We start from the raw sequence: 17150 nt of genomic DNA, 5'->3' as shown, positions 1-17150 counted from the left end.
GGTCGACACCGATGGACGTGCAATGTTGGCGGAACTGCCCCGCGAGCGCGAGAACGGGCTGGTCGCACCGCCCGCACTGGTAGCGCTGGACGCAGTGACACTGGTTAAGGCACCGCGGCTGGGCGTCTGTGAATATCTGTCGTATGACGGTGCGGCCCACCATGAATAGCGCTAGGCGTGACTTGCGGCAACCACCCGCAGCCCTTCCGGTGGCACTTCCCGGACGATGAACTCGTTCTCCACTGCGGTCACGACGGCAACGTAGAACATCGGGTTACCGTCGATCTGGACCGAGCAGCCGATGCTGAACCCCTCGAGCCTCGGGATTCGCCGCAGGGCGGGCTCGACGTGCCCAATCATGTCCGGGCCGTGCAGGCGCACCGCCTCCGCTGTGACCGCACGCCGCACAGCCTCGCGGTCGACGAGGTCGTCGTCGTCGGTGAGCGACGACAGCGACACCATCTCGGGGGAGATGAACGGTACCTCCAGCACCGCCGACGGGTCGGCGCCACCGTCGTGCACCTGCTGATCGGTCGGCGGAAGGAACTCGAGTCGATAGGCCGCCAGGGGCCGGTGGGAGCCCACATCGAGCAGGAACGACCAGTGCGCGCCGTGCACGGGCACCGAGCCGTGCAGTGCCGGCCCCCCTCGGGCCGCGACCTCACGGAACTCGTCATACCCGACGAGCTCGGTATCGGTACGGCTGTCGTAGTCGGCCGCCAGCAGTTGGGTGTGCACGTCGGCCATCTCCGGCTCGAACAGCTGGATCGGGTACGGGTACTTCCAGCCGTCGATCTCGCGGTGGAAACGTCGTAACGCGTCGGTGTGCAGATGACCGGCGATCCACCCGGCCACGTCCCGAGTAGTCACCGACGCGACGGGTTGCGCAGGTTCCGGGAAGCCGCGGAAGACGCCGTCTGCGTCGACGCTGTCCGCGAAGTCGTCGAAATCCATGTTGGCGAGCGACAGATTGTTCTCGATGCTCCACATCTCCGACGGAACTACTCGGAAGGTCTTTCCGCGCGGACGCTCCGGATCGTCGTCGGCGGTCTCGACGACGACAATGGGATGTTCATGGTTCTGTACCGCTTCGGTATCGGCGACAAAGATGTAGTACGGCGGCGGGTCACCCAACGCCAGCAGAAGTTGCTCGATGGACCAGCCGTCATGATCGGAGTTGTCGATACATGTCAGTACGGCTTCGAACTCCATGTCGTCGCCTTGGTCGACAGGTGCCATAGCGGCAAGCGCGACCTCGCGCCAGGCCGCGTCGTCGGAAAAGTCGGTTCGGATGAGGAGCGACTCCCCCGTCAGGTGATCGGCGAGCAAACGCCCCGTTCCGAGCATCTCGCGAATCTCCGCTTCGCGTCGTGCGTGCTCTTCTTGGTCGATCTCGGCCGTGATGTCTGCGGCATCGCGTTCCGGCGGGTCGACGGGCACGATCGACTCGATGATGCGCTCGCAGTCCTCCGCGCGCATCTCCTCGTAGGAACGGATCTCGTAGGTCCATTGACCGATGCCTCGACGATGACGGGCCGGGGTCTGGTCGTTCGGCCAGGTCACCTCGGGTTCACCGATCGCGGTGACCCAACGGCGAAGCGTGAAGTGCGCAGTTTGTCCCCCGACTGCCAGAACGAGTTCACCTGTACGAGGATCCCCCGATTGAGGCGTGGTGGTGATCGTCATCGGCAACCAGGTAGGAACTGCGCGGGCGATGCCTGCCAGTGCCTGCTCTCGCTCCTGCTGCTCGCGTTGCATGCGGGCCATCTCGTCGGCCGCCGGGCGTGACGGCCCCGACCAGCGGAACAGGTCGGTGTCGAATTCCTCGTCCATGACCGGGTTCTCGAGTTCCATCCACTGGTCGCCGTACTGCCACCGCAATGCAACTCCCAGTTCGGCGTCGATCACGTACGTGATCTGTTCGGTGGAGTGTGGATCGGTGGCAGTCACTTCCCACCCGTCGCGCCCGCGCACGGTGACCGGTCGCGGAGCGGTCGGATCGGTGAAGCGCGAGTCATCGAACCCGTGATTGCTCCTCTGGGGGAACGCGTCGTAGGCGCGCAGCACCGGGGACGGCGACCCCATGTCCATGTAGAACGTGTTCGCATCCTTCACCGCGTGGACCATCACGCCGTCCGCGTCACGCGACCACCGGTTGTCAGCGTTCTCGATGAATGTCGGTGATCCCGACTCGTCCTCGTGGCGCCACGACGTCGTTTCCGGCTCGTGGCGGACAAGCTGTCGAGATCCATCGCTTCGGTGCACGACACCGCGGATGGTGCGGCCCATCGTGCCGTAGTTCTGTGCTCGGACTTGTTCCCACTTCGGAGCCATGAGCAGAACGTACTCGAAGGTACGAAGTGCCGCCCCTGCCTCCGAAGTCAGGTGACGTTCTTCGTGGTGTGTCGACTGCGGCGAGCAGTACTCGAGCACGGGCGTCGAATCGGTGTTCCGTGCACGGGCGGCTTACGTGTGTCGAGGGCTTCTCACGCGCTGAGGTCGACCTCCATCCCGAGTCCGCGTTCGTGAGCTGCGGTGATGACGAGGTGGGCGACGGCGAGGTCTTCCGGTCCGATTCCGGTGGAGTCGAACAGTGTGATCTGCTCGTCCGATGACCGACCGATTCTCCGGCCGGTGATGACGTCACCGATTTGAGTGCTCAGGTCGTCTTCGGTCACCGCCCCCTCGGCGAGCGCCAGCACAGCGTCCCCGGACTTCGACAGCGCAGTGCTTCGACTGTCCACGACGACCCGCGACCGCGCCATGGCCTCCCCGTCCACTTCACGCTCGTTCGGGCGTGGCGCTGCACCAACCACGTTCAGATGCGTTCCGGTGGTGAGCCATTCGCCGCGCAGGATCGGCTGTACCGACGGGGTGAGAGTGCAGACGATGTCGGCGCAGCGGGCCATCTCTTCCACCGACGTTGCCGACCGCACCGGGAGATCGTCACCCTCGAGGGCCGTACGGAACGTCTCCACCGTGCTCTCAGATCTGGACCACACCAGGACACTGGTCACGTCCCGCACAGTGCGGATCGCGCGGACATGCTCGACCGCGAGCGCGCCGGCGCCGACGACACCCAGCACAGCCGGCCCCGGCCGTGCCAGGTACCGGGTGGCGACTGCACTGGCGGCTGCGGTCCTGATGGCAGTGATCGCACGTCCGTCCAACAGAGCGACGCATTCTCCGGTGCGAGTCGAGGTGACCAGCATCGTCGACCGCTGACGAGGAAGTCCGCGCGCACGGTTCGCGGGTGCGTCGCAGAGCACCTTGGCCACCGCCAGTTCCGCGACACCGGACTGGGCCACCATGGGGATGATGCGGGCGTCGTCCGTTCCGTTCATCGACGGCGGAACCGGGTTCTGGGCGCTGCCCTGACTCAATTCCACGAACATCCGCTCGACTGCTTCCAGGACGGTCGTGCGGTCCAGCAGCGCAGAGATCTCCGAGTGACGCAGTACCAGTGTCATCGTTCAGCCGACCGTCGTCAGTTCCGCAGCGTCGACGATGCGCGAGGTGACCAGGTCCTCGAACGCGGGGGCACGACCGACCATCTTCTCCTCGTGGAGGATGCGCATCCAGCGGTCGCTCGCAGCACCGTCGATGCGCACCGTGTCCCAGGTGCGGGACTGCTGAATCCTGGTGCAGGCGGCGGACAGAGTGGACAGCGGCATCGTGGGCCAGTGCTCGGCGAGCAAGGGTTCGAGTTCACTGACCGGAGTCGCCTTGACCGTTGCCATCGCAGCGTCCAAGGCGGATGTGAACGCGACCAACCGGTCCTGCAGTTCGTCGACACGGTCGGTGCGGCAGTAGTACACACTGTTCGGGCCGAGCCCGCCGACGTCCGCGTACTCGACGACGATGTGTCCGGTGTGGCGGTCCGACATCGACTGAGCGGTCGTGATGTCGAGAATGATCGCGTCACCCAGTCCGTCCTCGAACAGTTCGACGAACATCGCCGTGGAGAGGTCGCGGAGGAACGTGGTGGCGGCGGAGTCGATTCCCGCTTCCCGCATCATTCCCGCGGTGATCGCATACGGCGCGCTACCACCGATTCCCGGCGCCAACACGGTCTTCCCGGTCAGCATCGACCAGTCGAATCCTTCCGGTGTCGGCTCTCGCATGACGAGCGCCTTGGGGAACTGGTGATTGAGCTGCGCGAACACGGTGAGCTGACGAGATGTCCCCCAGTACATTCCGGGAACCCACAGTCCGCCGAGCGCGATGTCTGCAGCACCGCTGTCGAGATCGTCGAGCACGCCGGTCCATGGGTCACACGCCTTCGCGTGCACCGACAGACCGCGCTCGGCGAACATGCCGGCGTGATCGGCATAGTACTCGGGAAGGTAGTTCAGCCCGTGCGCGGTGGCGGAGACGAACAGTGACTCGGTCATGATGGATGTTGCCTTTCTGTTGTGGTGCAATGCATTCGAGTGTCAGGCTGCGACGAGTTCCTTCTCGTTCACTTCCTCGAGGGACTGTCCGAACGTCTCGGGCCCGAACCGGGCGACGACGACCAGGAGGACGTACATGGCCGCGATCATGAAGAACACTCCGGCCACTCCCGCGCGGTCGAAGAAGAAGAGAGCTGCGAACGGCATGACAGCGCCGGCTACATTGCCGATTCCGTTGACGATGGACGTGCCCATTCCGCGGATCGAGGTGGGGAACAGCTCCGGCGTCCACACCGACAGCATGGTGTTGAGCATCATGGTGAAGAACTGGAAGACGGCGCCGAGAACGAGGATGGTGGCCACACTGTTCGCGAGAGTCGCGAACGCGACCGCAGACATGCATCCGAGTACGGCCGCTGTCATGACAGTGGGTCGCCGCCGGACTCGACCGGCGAGATAGCACGCGGCACAGGCACCGAAGAGACTGCCGACGTTCATGATCATGGTGAACAGCAGAGAGTCCGTGAGCGAGTAGCCCCGCGAGACCAACAGGATGGGCATGAGGAACAGAAGGGTGACCTGGGCACCGAACGACATCCACGAGGCGGCTCCGACGGCCGCGGTGCGGCGCAGATTCTGCCCGCGGAACACCTCGGCGTACGACGTCGATGCGGTGGTGGGCAGGATGTCGGCATCGGTGACGAACTGCTTCGTCGGCCCCGGGTCGCGAAGCCCCGCGATCGAGCCGCTGGCCAGACGCGTCAGACTCCGGCTAGCCTCGTCGACACGCCCTTTGGACAACAGGAACCGCGGCGATTCAGGAAGGTAACGCCGGAAGAACACCACCAGCAGCGCCGGCACGGCAAGGATGACATAGGTCCAGCGCCACGATGTGTCGTCGCCGCCGAGCACGCCTCCGAGCGGACCGAGCACGAGCATGAAGAAGCCGAACGATGCGATGTTGCCGATGCCTCCGGACGAGATGTTGAGAGTCGCCAGGAGAGACCCGCGGTGGCGGGTCGCGACCAGTTCGGCAAGAATCGCCAAGCCGACCGTGAACTCGCCGCCCAGACCGATGCCCACTATGAATCGGCTCGCGAGCAGCATCTCGTAGCTGACGGATGCGGCACTGATCAGTCCGCCGAGGGTGTAGACCAGAAGGTTCAGGCTGAGCGCCACGCGCCTGCCCCACCGGTCGGCGATGTAACCACCGATGAGGCGGCCCACGAGCCCACCGATCACGGTGGCGGTGTTGATGAATGTCAACTGCGCGTTGCCGATTCCGAGAGAATCCTTGATGAGTGGGCCCATGGCGCCGGTGGAGTTCTGCTCGAGACTGTCGAAGAACAACCCCGCCATGAGCAGAAGGATGACGGCCCCCTGGACGCGGGTGAAACCGATGCGGTCGAGGGCGCTGGACAGCGCCGATGCCGGTACAGGATCGACGCCCGGTGGGATAGACGCCGGAGTGGATGTGGACATGGTGTGCTCCAGGGGACTGGACGGCACCGGGAACGGATGTCAGCCGGCGAGTCGCCTCTCCACGTGCTCCGAAACGACTGCCTAATTTGTATACAAATCATGTGTCATTCCGGTTGCTGACCGCTACGGACGTGTTAATCCCCTGATATACATCCTAGATAGTATACGAAACGGTGGTCGTCGACTCAGGTGCCGGTCTCGTCGCGCCGGAGATGCTCGTCCATGAGGAACCCCGCCTGGACGGGTGCGCCACCGAGGATGGCCGAGGCAAGCGCCGCGTGGTCGTGAACGGTGGCATCGGGATCGTCACCGAGACCCCACTCGACGCGCCGATTGACACCCGCCAACATCTCTCTGAGCTGGTCGTTGCCCGAGGCAATGGCGATGAGGTCGTGGAACGACCGGGCGCCGCTCCGGTCCGCGGGTGGTCCCCCGCCGCACTCCCGCGCCCGTTCGACGACGCGCGCCAGCTCGTCCGCCACCGAACCACCCCGGTTACGGGCAGCGAGCTGGGCGGCGAGAACTTCGAGCCCGTGCCGAACTTCGAGCAGCTCTCGATTGTCCTTGTGGAGAGTGGTCGACACCGTCGCACCGCGATACCGCACAGTGGTGACGAAACCTTCGGCTTCCAACTGCGCCAGAGCCTCTCGAACCGGCACGCGGGACACACCGAAACCCTTGGCGATGGTCTCCTCGACCAGCCTCTCCCCGCCGACACGGCGACCAGAGAGGATCTCCTCCCGCAAGTGTGCCGCGATCGTGTCGCCGGGTGACCTGTCATCCCCTCGATCCGCATCCACACGCGCAGTCTAGTTCTCCGCTTCCTCCTGTCCGGGACCGTGCCGATCAGCGATGGCACACCCGTCGACGGGCGGACAATGGTGTTCTCGTCATCGACACCTCGAGACTCGACGTGGCGCGGAACAGTTTCTCGGTCGAGATGGTTGACTTGTAAACTAACCAAGGGTCGACGTCGTGGCCCCGACCGAGAGGCTCAGCAATGCATGTAGGTGTGGACAGCTTCGTGTCCTCCGTAACCGACCCGACCGACGGCCGCGTGATCGGCGCTGCCGAGCGAATGGAGCATCTGCTCGAGGAGATCACCCTCGCCGACCGGGTGGGTCTTTACTCGTTCGGGATCGGCGAGCACCACCGCAGCGAGTACTACGATTCTGCTCCGTCGATCATCCTGGCGGCCGCGGCAGCTCGCACGGAACGAATCCGGCTGGGCAGTGCGGTCAAGGTACTCAGCGCGGACGATCCGGTGCGAGTCTTCCAGGAATTCGCCACCCTGGATCTGATCTCGAAGGGGCGGACGGATCTGGTCGTGGGCCGCGGCTCGTTCACCGAGTCGTTCCCCCTGTTCGGTCTCGACCTGGCCGACTACGACTCGCTGTTCATCGAGAAGCTCGAGCTGCTGCTGCAGATCCGGGACAACGTCGAGGTGACATGGTCGGGCAAGCACCGGCCGGCGCTGACGCGGCAGAGCATCTATCCGCGTCCCATGCAGGATCCTCTGCCGATCTGGGTGGGTGTCGGCGGCAGTCCCGAATCGTTCGCTCGCGCAGGTTTGTTGGGGTTGCCGCTGATGATTGCGATCATCGGCGGTGAGCCGCGCCAGTTCGCGCCGCTCGTCGATCTGTACCGCCGCGCGGGTGCGCAGGCAGGTCATGCGCCGGAGAAGTTGAAGGTGGGCCTGCACGTGTTCGGGTTCGTCGCGGAGAGCACGCAGGCGGCGGCGGACACCATCTACCCCGGGTGGAACGAGATGTTCACGAAGATCTCGAGGGAGCGAGGATTCGCGCGACCGACCCGAGCGCAGTTCGATGCCACGTCCGGACCGAACGGTGCCTTTTTCATGGGTGACCCACAGACGGTGGCCGACAAGATCGCGCGAGTGGGCGAACAGCTCGGCGGTGTGGATCGGTTGTCTCTGCAGATGACCAATCCCCGCTTGGCTCACAGTGATCTGCTCCGCGGCATCGAGCTGCTGGGAACGGAGGTCGCACCGCTGGTGGCCGATCTCTGATCGTGGGCTCGGTCATGACGAGCTAGCGGACCTACGGCCGGCTCTGCAGGATTGCTCGGGCGCGTTCGACCTCGATTCCCAGCCGACGTAGATTCCGTCTAACTCTGCCCGCCGTCCAAGTGCGGACGGCGGGCTCTGGAGCGAGATGGAATTGTGCCCCGCCCGGCAAATATTCGATTCACAGTCGCCGATCCCTCGACCGGTAGGGCGACCGGCCGGACCGGTATTTACCTCAGGTGCTGGGTGAAGAATCGGTCTGCCTCGTCGCTGGCGTATTCCGGGACGCCGGGGTGCCCACCCATGTTGGCGTGCAACGTTCGGTGGTGGTCCACAGTGCGGTGATGAGCTCGTCGTCCCCGGTCGATATCGGAGATCGAAGTCGACGGTGTAGTTGTACGGCAGGGGCGCTCCCACGATGAACAGCAACCTCCCACTCCGCCCGGGGGACGATGTCGCCGTCCGAGTTCTCGATGTAGCGGACGGTGGCACCCCAGGCACCCCAGGCGTCGCAGTAGGCGCGAGCAGCCTGCACCGCAGGTCTATCGGACCCGGTACAGACAGCTTTGCAGCCGCCTGAGCAGGCACATGCGCCGTTCGATATTGCCGAGAGGACCCGACACCGTGAGTTTTGAATTGAAAGTCACGAATAAGTAGTGAGTGGCACCGAAACCAGAAGGGCCCCTGACCAGCAACTGCTGGTCAGGGGCTCTTTTTGGTGCGCCCACAGGGACTCGAACCCCGGACCCAGTGACTATGCCCGCTGAATGCCAGGAATCCCATTGGGACCACGAAAGTCCGCCTGACCAGCGGGGATTAAGAGTCGCATGACCACACGAGACCACCACTGTGCGGGTGGGATCAGAATGAAAGTCATGAATAAGTGATGAGTGGCCCGCGGAGTGTCGAGTGCCCGCCATTCGTTCCCACCGTCGCCTTCTGTGGCGGCGGTCTGATCCGATTACGGCGCTCGATCCGCTACCCACGGACGATGAAATTGGGCTCGGGTTACCCAAGGCGGCCGCGAAACCGGCTCTTGTACTTGGGGGTTGTCGGATCCGGCTGGCATGCTCGTCGCAACGGACACCACGATGATGGCCGCGGACGGGCCACTATCCGTGCAAGCGAAAACGGATTGACAGGCTGATCGTCGCCGACGACACCGTCATGCCGATCCCGACCGCTGACATCATCGCCCAGCGGTACCCGAAGACACCGCGACGCGGCGACACCGACACCTACGGGTCACTGCTGTCCAACAACGCCGCCCGCACCGACCTCGGATGGGCGCCGGTCCACAGCTGGCGAGACCACGTCGGACAGCCCTGACACCCTCCCCCACCGGATGAGCGCGATGCACTGGGGTTAGCCACGACGCTGCACGGTGTCTCCGCGGCCACCCGATCGGTGCGCCGAGGCGGTGACAGAGGGCGGTGCCGTCGAGAGTTTTGAGGACGACCGGTTCGCTGTCGGCCTCGATCAGCTGGTGGTCGAGATCCGATGCCCCGCAGCGGTCAACGCAGTCACTGCATCGTCTCGGCGGCTCGCCGGGACGAGAACGAGGTCTCCGTCGAAGGTGGAGATGACGAAGACCGGGCATCCGATGTCCGCCAACGGGGATGTCATGGCCGCGACGATCCCGGTGGTCCCGAACGCGATCGTCCCCTCGGTGTAGAACGCCACCCACGGACCGTCCGTCACGGCGCCGGCGGGAACCTCCGAGTCCACGCACACGATGGACAACTCCCTCGTGGTGCGAGTGACCGAGAGGGCGCGGGAGGCATCCACAGTCGCGCGTGGTTCGAGTCGAGCGACGACGTAGGACTCGTTGAATTGATGCAAGTTCACAGAAGGAGATGTGTCGGTCACGGTAGATCCTCACCGGCGGCGCGGAAGGCCGGTGTCACGGCCACGAATATCGCGCTCGCGCAGAGTCTCACATATCGCTGTCCGTTCGCTCACGCCGCCCCGTCGTCCTGCATCAGCGGCGCGGTGCGGACGGAGCACCGTAAAAACCAACATTTCAGCGGTAAGCGAACCGCGTCACCGCCATCACCGCCATCACCGCCATCACCGCCATCACCGCCATCACCGCGAGAGCCTCATCGCGACACGCATCGCTATGGTGTTTCACTCACCTATCGAGCACACCAAGCCAGGAATACCGTCGGGACCACGAAAGTTCGCCTGACCCGCAGGGGTTAAGAGTCACATGACCACACGGGACCACCACAGTGCGGGTGGGATCAGATTGAAAGTCATGAGTGGCCTTCGGAGTGTCGAGTGCGGCCTCTGGCCACATGTAGTGACCGCGAGAACGAGTCGGCACCGGAATCGGGGTGCACCAAGACGCACCGGCTATCCCCGTCCCCTCAGCCGATCCAACTAACCTCGAGGTCGAACCCCGTGCAGGGATGTCCCTGCTCGCATGACGGGTGCTCGGATCGCCTCGTGGCTCATTGATTCCGACCGAGGCTACATCGGCAGGTGGAGAGAGACCCGAGCGCCGCCCAGAGGTGATCGAGTCACATCGGCAGTACCCGAATGGGCCGCGACCGTCCCGGCGACGATCGCCAGACCCAGCCCTGCACCGCCACTGTCGCGGGACCGAGAACTGTCCAGTCTCACGAACCTGTCGAACACCCTGCCACGCTCGGCCTCGGGAACACCGGGGCCGTCGTCGTCGACGACGACGTGGGCGACAGTGCCGTCGTCGTACGTACTGAGACGGATCTGCGTCGACGCGTGTCTGACGGCGTTGTCGACGATATTGCGGATCGCTCGTGCGAGCGCTCGCTGATCACCTGACACCCGCACGGGCGTGATCGACGAGGTCACCTCGAGATCCGACACGGCGGCGACTCTCCTGGCCTCCTCGAACACGATGTCGTCGATATCCACATCCACCGGATTCGACTGCGCCCCTGTCTCGTCCGAGCGGGCAAGCAGTAGGAGATCGTCGATCAGGTGCCTCATCCGACGCGCTTCGGGCAGCAAGGACTCGTCGATCATCGACTCGTCCAACAGGTCCGGGCGCGACGCCGCCAATTCCAGTGCCGCGGTGATCGTCGAGAGGGGGCTCCGAAGTTCGTGGGAGGCGTCGCTGACGAAGCGCTGCTGTCCGCGCTGACCTGCTTCCAACCGGGCCAGCATCTCGTTCATCGTCACCGCCAGGCGGGTGATCTCGTCCTGAGCTTGCGGCACCGGGAGCCGCTCGGACAACTGACTGTTGGAAATCGAGGCTACTTGGCGCCGCAGCCGCTCGACCGGGCTCAGCGCGGCACCCACGAGCCGATATGTCGCGAACGCCACGAGCGCGATGACGAAAGGCCCGACGATCGACAACAGTGCCGCGACCGTCGCGATCACCGTCTCGACGGGTTCACGGTCAGCGCCCACCAGCACCGTGACCGGACCACCCGGTGAGTTCGCTCCTCGCCCGCTCACCCAGAAGTCGCCTCCGTCGACCTCCGCTCGGCCCAGTTCCGCCGACTGCGGGTCCGTCAGCAGTACCGCCGACAGCGCCGTGCGGGCATCTCCCTGAGATGCGGCCACGACGTCGCCCGACCCGTCGACGATCTGCACCGACCCGATCTGAGCATCGGTCGCCAACAACGATTGGTCGATCTCGGGCGGTGTGTCGGTCTCGAGTTGTTCGGCAACCTGCACTGCCCGCGCGGCGGCAGCGTCGCGGGCGGAGGTTTCGAGGGAACTGTGGAGGACACCGAGCAGAGCCCCACCCGCGATGATCAGGCACACCGCGACGACCACCGTCGATGCAACTGCCGACCGGACCCGAACCGTCCATGTCTGTGGGCGAAGAGGGTCGAGGCTGAGACGCATCGTCACAGTCTGAGGCCACCACCGCCGGGGTGGGCACACATTTTCAGCGGTTCTTCAGGAACGCTCTGTCACAGTCCCGCCATGACCACTTCACGCACACTGGCGAGCAAAGTCCCCGAAGTGACCGTGTACTTCTGGATCATCAAGATTCTCGGCACCACGGTCGGCGAAACAGCGGCGGATTCCCTCAACGCCGATCTGGGACTCGGCCTGGGCGGAACCTCGATCGTGGTGGGCGCTCTGCTCGTCGGTGTCCTGATCTACCAGGTGACACGGACCCGGTACATCCCGTGGGTGTACTGGCTGACGGTGATCCTGATCAGCGTGGCGGGCACGTTGATCACCGACAACCTGACCGACAACTTCGGTGTCCCACTCGCCATCAGCACCGGGGTGTTCGCTGCCGCGTTGATCCTGACGTTCGCTGCCTGGTACGTCAGCGAGGGCACACTGTCGATCCACAGCATCCGGACGCGGCGACGCGAAGGCTTCTACTGGCTCGCTGTGTTGTTCACCTTCGCGCTCGGCACCGCAGCAGGGGACCTCGTCGCCGAGCAGATCGACCTCGGCTACGCCGCATCGGCACTGGTGTTCGGCGCGATCATCGTGGTGGTCGCCGTCGCTCACTACGCGCTGAGACTGGGCGCTGTGCTCGCGTTCTGGGTCGCCTACATCGTCACTCGCCCCCTGGGGGCCTCGGTCGGCGACCTCCTCACGCAGGACAGCGATTCCGGCGGCCTCGGCCTGGGCCCGACCGTGGTCACCGCCGCGTTCCTGGCGGTCATCGTCGCACTCGTCGCCTACCTCACCGTCAGCAAGGCCGACGCGATCGACCACGATCTCGACGAGACCACGGCAACCGTCACGGGGTGATCCTCAGCGGCGCACAGCGTTTCTTCAGGTCGGTGCGCGCACCCTCGTCGCACGCCGCACCAGGGGTGAATCAACTCTCACGAACCGAAAGGTCACACGCGTGAACACGACGAAGACCATCGTGGCGGCCGCAGCCGCCGTACTCGCAGCGGCGTCCATCGGCGCAGGTATCGCCGGCGCTCACGTCCTCGACCGAACCCGCACCTCGCACACCAGCGTCGTGGACACCCCCGAGCCCGGCGACACCCCCGACGTCGTTGGTTCAGTCGACACACCCGACCGCTAGCACTCCCGTGGTGACCGTCGGCATCGCGGGTGGGGCAACGCCGGATGAGGCTGGTGGCGAGAGTGGAGGCACCTGTGGGCGCACCGACAGTTCCCGCGGTGCACGGCCGGATGCGCACATGTCCGGGCGGGAGGCGCGCGTGTGGAAGGTGCTCGGACTCGTTGCGCTCGTGTCGATGTCGGTCGGATCGGTGTCCTACGCGCGTGCCCTCGCGACGCCCGGGTACGCGACATGGAACGACAAGACCTCGACGTGGGTGCGCGAACACGGAGCGGGTCCGCTGCTCGATGCGTACGAGAACTGGCGGTACGCCACTCCCCCGCCGGACACTCGACCCACCCTGCCTCTTCCCGGACGCGCAGCGGTGGCGGGCGGAACGGCGACATCCATCGGGACGCTGCCGACGCTCCCCACTGTCGCCTCGATGCCCGCAGCGATGTGGACTCCCGGCCGCACCGACGACCACGGGGCGCCGGTGGCCTATACCGCTGTGTATCAACCGGATCCGGCGCACCGCAGCGCAATCGCCGGGGTCGCGGTGATCTCCGGGCGGGCGACCGTCGCGCACCTCGTCGCCGGAACCGCCCAACCGCGCGCGGGCGACCCCGGCCGAGCCTCGGTCTCCGACGGCGACCGCCCCAGTCTGGTCGCGGTGTTCAATTCCGGGTGGAAGATGAACGACATCGAAGGCGGGTACTACGCCGACCGACACACGGTCCGGGAGCTGCGGAACGGACAGGCCTCGGCCGTCATCGACGACCGCGGGCACCTGAGCGTCGTCGAGTGGACAACCGACGCCGAGATGGATCCACACATCGTCGCCGTGCGACAGAACCTGGCCCTGATCGTCGACCACGCAGCCACCGTTCCCGCACTCACCGTGAACGGTTCAGCGCAGTGGGGCAGCGCCGAGAACCAGCTCCAGTACACCGAGCGGTCGGCGCTGGGCATCGACGCCGACGGCAACATCGTCTACGTCGCCGCGTCGAAAGTCGACCTCCCCACCCTGGCCCGGGCACTCGCCGACGCCGGCGCGGTCACCGGGATGGAACTCGACATCCACAGCGGGATGACGGCATTCAACTCGTGGTCCGCCGACACCGCAGGCATCCTCACACCCACCCCGCTCCTCCCCGGCGTGCAGAGCTCCCCGGAACGCTATCTGGCTGCAGATCAACGAGACTTCTTCTCCATCACACTCGCCGCCCCGACACCGCACCAGCCGTGGTCGGCCCCCGGTGAACCGCATCCTCCCGCACCGTCGTAGTCCCCACCGTCCGTGCGATCACCGTGCAGCGCTCATCGTGTCGGTCCCGAGGCCAGCCGGTACCCGACACCGCGGACGGTCTCGATGCTTCTGACCCCGAACGGCTGATCGACTTTCTTGCGCAGGTATCCGATGTACACCTCGACGATGTTCTCGTCCCCGTCGTAATGCGCATCCCACACCGACCGCACGATCTCGGACTTCGTCACCACGACACCGCTGCGTCGCATCAGGAATTCCAGCACGCTGTACTCCCGCGGAGTGAGCACCAGTTCCTCGCCGCGGCGGGTGACGCGGTGGCGTGCGGGATCGAGTTCCAGATCGCCGACGGACAGGACCACCGGACGCTCGGGTGCACCCCGTCTCACCAGCGCACGAAGCCGCGCGACCAGGACGACGAAGGAGAACGGTTTGACCAAGTAGTCGTCGGCTCCCAGATCGAACGCGTCGGCGAGGTCGTACTCCCCGTCCTTCGCCGAGAGCATCAGGATCGGTGTCCATACCCCGTTCGCTCTGAGGTCGCGGACGATGTCGTAACCGGATCTGCCGGGCACCATGATGTCGAGAACGATCGCATCGAAGTCGCCACTCACGGCTGTATGGAAGCCGTCATCACCGTCGTGGGTGATCTCGACGACGAAACCCTCGGCGACGAGACCGCGGCGGACCATCTCCGCCAGCCGCCTCTCGTCCTCGACCACCAACACCCGCATCCTCGAGCTCCGTCCGCTTCTCGCCGGACCCGAGTACATCAGACCACCGGTGTGTCCGCCGACACGCTTTCAGCGATTCTTCAGGACCCGATCCCCACACTGACGCTCGTGATCACATCCCCGTCGACGTCCATAATGCACACCGTCGTCACCGAAATCGTCACCGAAGTCGCGTCCGCCGAGATCGAAGCGACCGCGATCGTCGTCGCGCTCGGACCCGTCGCCGCCGCGGCGGCCCGACATCGCCACCGGTGCTCGCCTGCGGTGTCCGTACTGGGTTTCGCACTGGCATTGCTCACCCTCGCCGTCGCTGTCAGGACCGGCGGATGGGCGACACGCGCCGACGGCCCGATCACCGGCTGGCTCGTCGATCACCGGACCGCGGCCCTGAACCACCTTGCCGTCGTCGTGACATCTGCGGGTGGCCCGCCGGAGACAGCGGCCCTGGGGTGTGTGATCGCCGCTCTGCTGATCTGGCGGACCGAACGCTATGTGCCCGCGCTGATTCTGCTCGCCACCGTCGGAGTGTCCGCGGTGATCTGCACCCTGCTCAAGCTGCTCGTCGGGCGTGAGCGTCCACCGTCGGCCACCCGGCTGGTCCTGGAAACCGATCACTCGTTCCCGTCGGGTCACGTCACCGGGACCGCGACGCTGCTGTTGATGACCGTCCTCGTCGTGGGGCACCTGTCGAGGACGAGGCGAGTAGCACTGCTGGTCGCTGCGCTCGCCGTCACTGCCCTGGTCGCCGCGAGCAGGCTCTACCTCGGCGTGCACTGGTTCACCGACGTCGCCGCCGGTCTGCTGCTCGCGTGCATCATGGTCACCGCCGGTGCAGTCGCCCTGCGCGTCGACGCCGCCCACGCACACCGGCCCCCGCGGCACCGGACCGAGCCGTCCATCGACGACGAGGTCACCGTATGACCACCGCACTGCCCACCGGCATCCTCGACCCGCACACCCTGCTCTCGACGTTCGGTCTGCTCGGTCTGCTCGCCGCGGTCGTCGTCGAGACCGGGCTGCTGATCGGGTTCTTCCTGCCGGGCGATTCCCTGCTCTTCACCGCCGGTGTCCTCGTCGCCGGCGCCGACCCGTTCGTTCCCGTGTGGGTGCTGCTGGTGGCGGGTGCCGATCGCCGCGGTCGTCGGCGACCAATGCGGGTACCTCATCGGCCGCACCGCCGGTCACGCTGTCTTCGACCGGCCCAGCGCCCGTCGGCTCGGACCCGCCCAACTCGACCGCGCCCGCCGATACTTCACCGACTACGGACCGCGCACTGTCGTCCTCGCCCGCTTCGTCCCCGTCGTCCGCACCGTCGCACCGGTCATGGCCGGAGCATCAGGAATGCGATATCGGACGTTCACCATTTACAACATCGTCGGCGGAACCCTCTGGGGCGCAGGCGTCACCATACTCGGCTACCTCCTCGGCGGAATCGCGTTCGTGCGCGATCACATCGAGACAATCCTCATCGCAGTCGTCGTGCTCTCCCTGCTTCCCGTCGCCGTCGACTACCTGCGCTCACACCGCCGCACCGGCCGACGACCCACCTGACAGGCCGTAGCGATCACACGGCCTCGCCCTCGCTGACCACATCGACGATGCACCGCGGCACCCCTTGTCGCTCAGGGAACGGCTTACCCGCCACATCCTGCTCGTTCTCCTCATCGTCGTCCTGGCGCCGCTGACCGCGCTGGTCGCGATCGATGCCGCCACCGTGGTCCAGGCGTACCGGATCGGTGACTCCGCTGCCCGCGCAACGTGGGGCGCGAATCCCGAGATGTCCTCGGGTAAACGGCGGTCGAGGCCAGATCGGGGCGGAGCGAACGGACTCGTGTGACGTGGCGGTAACGTCGGTGTCCTCGGACCGGCGGGGTGCCGGTTCCCGTACAGAGGACTCATCATGCGACTCTCCACCCGCAATCAACTCGTCGGCACCATCGCCGAGGTCACCCTCGGGAGCGTGATGGCGACCGTGAAGGTGCGACTCGACGGTGGCGACCAGAGCGTCACGTCCTCGATCACCCGCGAAGCTGCAGTCGAACTCGGTCTCGAGGTGGGCCAGTCTGCGACGGTGTTCGTCAAGTCGACCGAAGTCACCATCGGCGTCGAGTAGGACCCCGACGGGATAGCTGTCACGGCTCCCGACGAATTCGCACGGAGCGCTCCGTCGGGTCGACGCCGCACTGACCGCACCTGACGGCGAGACCCTCCTTGTCGGTTTCCGCGGTCATCGGCGATGAACGGGCGACAAGCTCGGAGGCGTTGG

The 17150-nt window shown here is 65.6% G+C and carries 17 protein-coding genes; 9 read left to right on the top strand and 8 right to left on the bottom strand.

The genetic code is table 11. The features are described 5' to 3' along the window. Positions 1 to 171: 171 nt before the first annotated feature. The 5 genes from AC0IX4_RS18770 to AC0IX4_RS18750 form a co-directional block, all read right to left on the bottom strand. Positions 172 to 2334, bottom strand: coding sequence for a DUF6924 domain-containing protein (locus AC0IX4_RS18770; RefSeq protein WP_471830401.1), 2163 nt, complete (start codon positions 2332 to 2334; stop codon positions 172 to 174). A gap of 152 nt (positions 2335 to 2486) precedes the next feature. Further along, complete coding sequence (locus tag AC0IX4_RS18765) at positions 2487 to 3470, bottom strand: ornithine cyclodeaminase family protein (RefSeq protein WP_471830399.1); 984 nt, start codon at positions 3468 to 3470, stop codon at positions 2487 to 2489. A gap of 3 nt (positions 3471 to 3473) precedes the next feature. Beyond that, positions 3474 to 4394, bottom strand: coding sequence for an ABC transporter substrate-binding protein (locus tag AC0IX4_RS18760; protein ID WP_471830398.1), 921 nt, complete (start codon positions 4392 to 4394; stop codon positions 3474 to 3476). 42 nt (positions 4395 to 4436) lie between these two features. Beyond that, the gene (locus tag AC0IX4_RS18755) at positions 4437 to 5876 is read right to left on the bottom strand and encodes an MFS transporter (RefSeq protein ID WP_471830397.1); all 1440 of its coding nucleotides are present in this window, start codon (positions 5874 to 5876) and stop codon (positions 4437 to 4439) included. Positions 5877 to 6061: 185 nt separating this feature from the next. Continuing rightward, positions 6062 to 6676 carry a GntR family transcriptional regulator gene (locus AC0IX4_RS18750; protein WP_042576598.1) on the bottom strand — a complete coding sequence of 205 codons (615 nt, stop codon included), beginning with the start codon at positions 6674 to 6676 and terminating at the stop codon, positions 6062 to 6064. Positions 6677 to 6876: 200 nt separating this feature from the next. On the opposite strand from AC0IX4_RS18750, the gene AC0IX4_RS18745 reads away from it, so the two are divergent. After that, positions 6877 to 7905 (top strand): LLM class flavin-dependent oxidoreductase, encoded by a 1029-nt coding sequence (locus AC0IX4_RS18745; protein ID WP_056075226.1) that lies wholly within the window; start codon positions 6877 to 6879, stop codon positions 7903 to 7905. A 1164-nt stretch (positions 7906 to 9069) separates the two neighbouring features. Next, positions 9070 to 9231 (top strand): hypothetical protein, encoded by a 162-nt coding sequence (locus tag AC0IX4_RS18740; protein WP_471830395.1) that lies wholly within the window; start codon positions 9070 to 9072, stop codon positions 9229 to 9231. A gap of 150 nt (positions 9232 to 9381) precedes the next feature. Here the strand turns inward: AC0IX4_RS18740 and AC0IX4_RS18735 are convergent, their stop codons facing one another. Continuing rightward, complete coding sequence (locus tag AC0IX4_RS18735; RefSeq protein ID WP_471830393.1) at positions 9382 to 9771, bottom strand: ACT domain-containing protein; 390 nt, start codon at positions 9769 to 9771, stop codon at positions 9382 to 9384. 606 nt (positions 9772 to 10377) lie between these two features. Then, positions 10378 to 11745, bottom strand: coding sequence for a sensor histidine kinase (locus AC0IX4_RS18730; RefSeq protein ID WP_471830392.1), 1368 nt, complete (start codon positions 11743 to 11745; stop codon positions 10378 to 10380). 81 nt (positions 11746 to 11826) lie between these two features. Here AC0IX4_RS18730 and AC0IX4_RS18725 point away from each other — a divergent pair, with 81 nt between their 5' ends. From AC0IX4_RS18725 to AC0IX4_RS18715, 3 genes are all read left to right on the top strand, one after another. After that, positions 11827 to 12618, top strand: coding sequence for a COG4705 family protein (locus AC0IX4_RS18725; protein ID WP_471830390.1), 792 nt, complete (start codon positions 11827 to 11829; stop codon positions 12616 to 12618). A 100-nt stretch (positions 12619 to 12718) separates the two neighbouring features. Further along, positions 12719 to 12904, top strand: a complete 186-nt coding sequence (locus AC0IX4_RS18720) for a hypothetical protein (RefSeq protein WP_471830388.1) — start codon at positions 12719 to 12721, stop codon at positions 12902 to 12904. 118 nt (positions 12905 to 13022) lie between these two features. Further along, on the top strand, positions 13023 to 14171 hold the full coding sequence (locus AC0IX4_RS18715) for a phosphodiester glycosidase family protein (protein ID WP_471830387.1): 1149 nt from the start codon (positions 13023 to 13025) through the stop codon (positions 14169 to 14171). Between the two features lie 32 nt (positions 14172 to 14203). On the opposite strand, the gene AC0IX4_RS18710 is transcribed toward AC0IX4_RS18715, so the two are convergent. Continuing rightward, complete coding sequence (locus AC0IX4_RS18710; RefSeq protein WP_471830386.1) at positions 14204 to 14884, bottom strand: response regulator transcription factor; 681 nt, start codon at positions 14882 to 14884, stop codon at positions 14204 to 14206. A 108-nt stretch (positions 14885 to 14992) separates the two neighbouring features. Here AC0IX4_RS18710 and AC0IX4_RS18705 point away from each other — a divergent pair, with 108 nt between their 5' ends. The 4 genes from AC0IX4_RS18705 (at position 14993) to AC0IX4_RS18690 (ending at position 16997) form a co-directional block, all read left to right on the top strand. After that, a complete protein-coding gene (locus AC0IX4_RS18705) occupies positions 14993 to 15805 on the top strand; it encodes a phosphatase PAP2 family protein (RefSeq protein ID WP_471830384.1) in 813 nt (270 codons plus the stop codon). Between the two features lie 201 nt (positions 15806 to 16006). Further along, positions 16007 to 16435 (top strand): DedA family protein, encoded by a 429-nt coding sequence (locus AC0IX4_RS18700; protein WP_471830383.1) that lies wholly within the window; start codon positions 16007 to 16009, stop codon positions 16433 to 16435. A gap of 64 nt (positions 16436 to 16499) precedes the next feature. Further along, on the top strand, positions 16500 to 16721 hold the full coding sequence (locus tag AC0IX4_RS18695; RefSeq protein WP_471830382.1) for a hypothetical protein: 222 nt from the start codon (positions 16500 to 16502) through the stop codon (positions 16719 to 16721). A gap of 63 nt (positions 16722 to 16784) precedes the next feature. Next, a complete protein-coding gene (locus AC0IX4_RS18690) occupies positions 16785 to 16997 on the top strand; it encodes a TOBE domain-containing protein (RefSeq protein WP_471830380.1) in 213 nt (70 codons plus the stop codon). The last annotated feature ends 153 nt before the right edge of the window (positions 16998 to 17150 follow it).

It is taken from the genome of Rhodococcus sp. AC861, from assembly GCF_979256035.1.
This window is presented reverse-complemented; position numbering and strand designations above follow the sequence as displayed.

Coding starts and splice junctions, on each gene's coding strand:
- AC0IX4_RS18770 (WP_471830401.1), bottom strand. CDS start 2,334: ATGGCTCCGAAGTGGGAACAAGTCCGAGCACAGAACTACGGCACGATG.
- AC0IX4_RS18765 (WP_471830399.1), bottom strand. CDS start 3,470: ATGACACTGGTACTGCGTCACTCGGAGATCTCTGCGCTGCTGGACCGC.
- AC0IX4_RS18760 (WP_471830398.1), bottom strand. CDS start 4,394: ATGACCGAGTCACTGTTCGTCTCCGCCACCGCGCACGGGCTGAACTAC.
- AC0IX4_RS18755 (WP_471830397.1), bottom strand. CDS start 5,876: ATGTCCACATCCACTCCGGCGTCTATCCCACCGGGCGTCGATCCTGTA.
- AC0IX4_RS18745 (WP_056075226.1), top strand. CDS start 6,877: ATGCATGTAGGTGTGGACAGCTTCGTGTCCTCCGTAACCGACCCGACC.
- AC0IX4_RS18740 (WP_471830395.1), top strand. CDS start 9,070: ATGCCGATCCCGACCGCTGACATCATCGCCCAGCGGTACCCGAAGACA.
- AC0IX4_RS18730 (WP_471830392.1), bottom strand. CDS start 11,745: ATGCGTCTCAGCCTCGACCCTCTTCGCCCACAGACATGGACGGTTCGG.
- AC0IX4_RS18725 (WP_471830390.1), top strand. CDS start 11,827: ATGACCACTTCACGCACACTGGCGAGCAAAGTCCCCGAAGTGACCGTG.
- AC0IX4_RS18715 (WP_471830387.1), top strand. CDS start 13,023: ATGTCCGGGCGGGAGGCGCGCGTGTGGAAGGTGCTCGGACTCGTTGCG.
- AC0IX4_RS18710 (WP_471830386.1), bottom strand. CDS start 14,884: ATGCGGGTGTTGGTGGTCGAGGACGAGAGGCGGCTGGCGGAGATGGTC.
- AC0IX4_RS18690 (WP_471830380.1), top strand. CDS start 16,785: ATGCGACTCTCCACCCGCAATCAACTCGTCGGCACCATCGCCGAGGTC.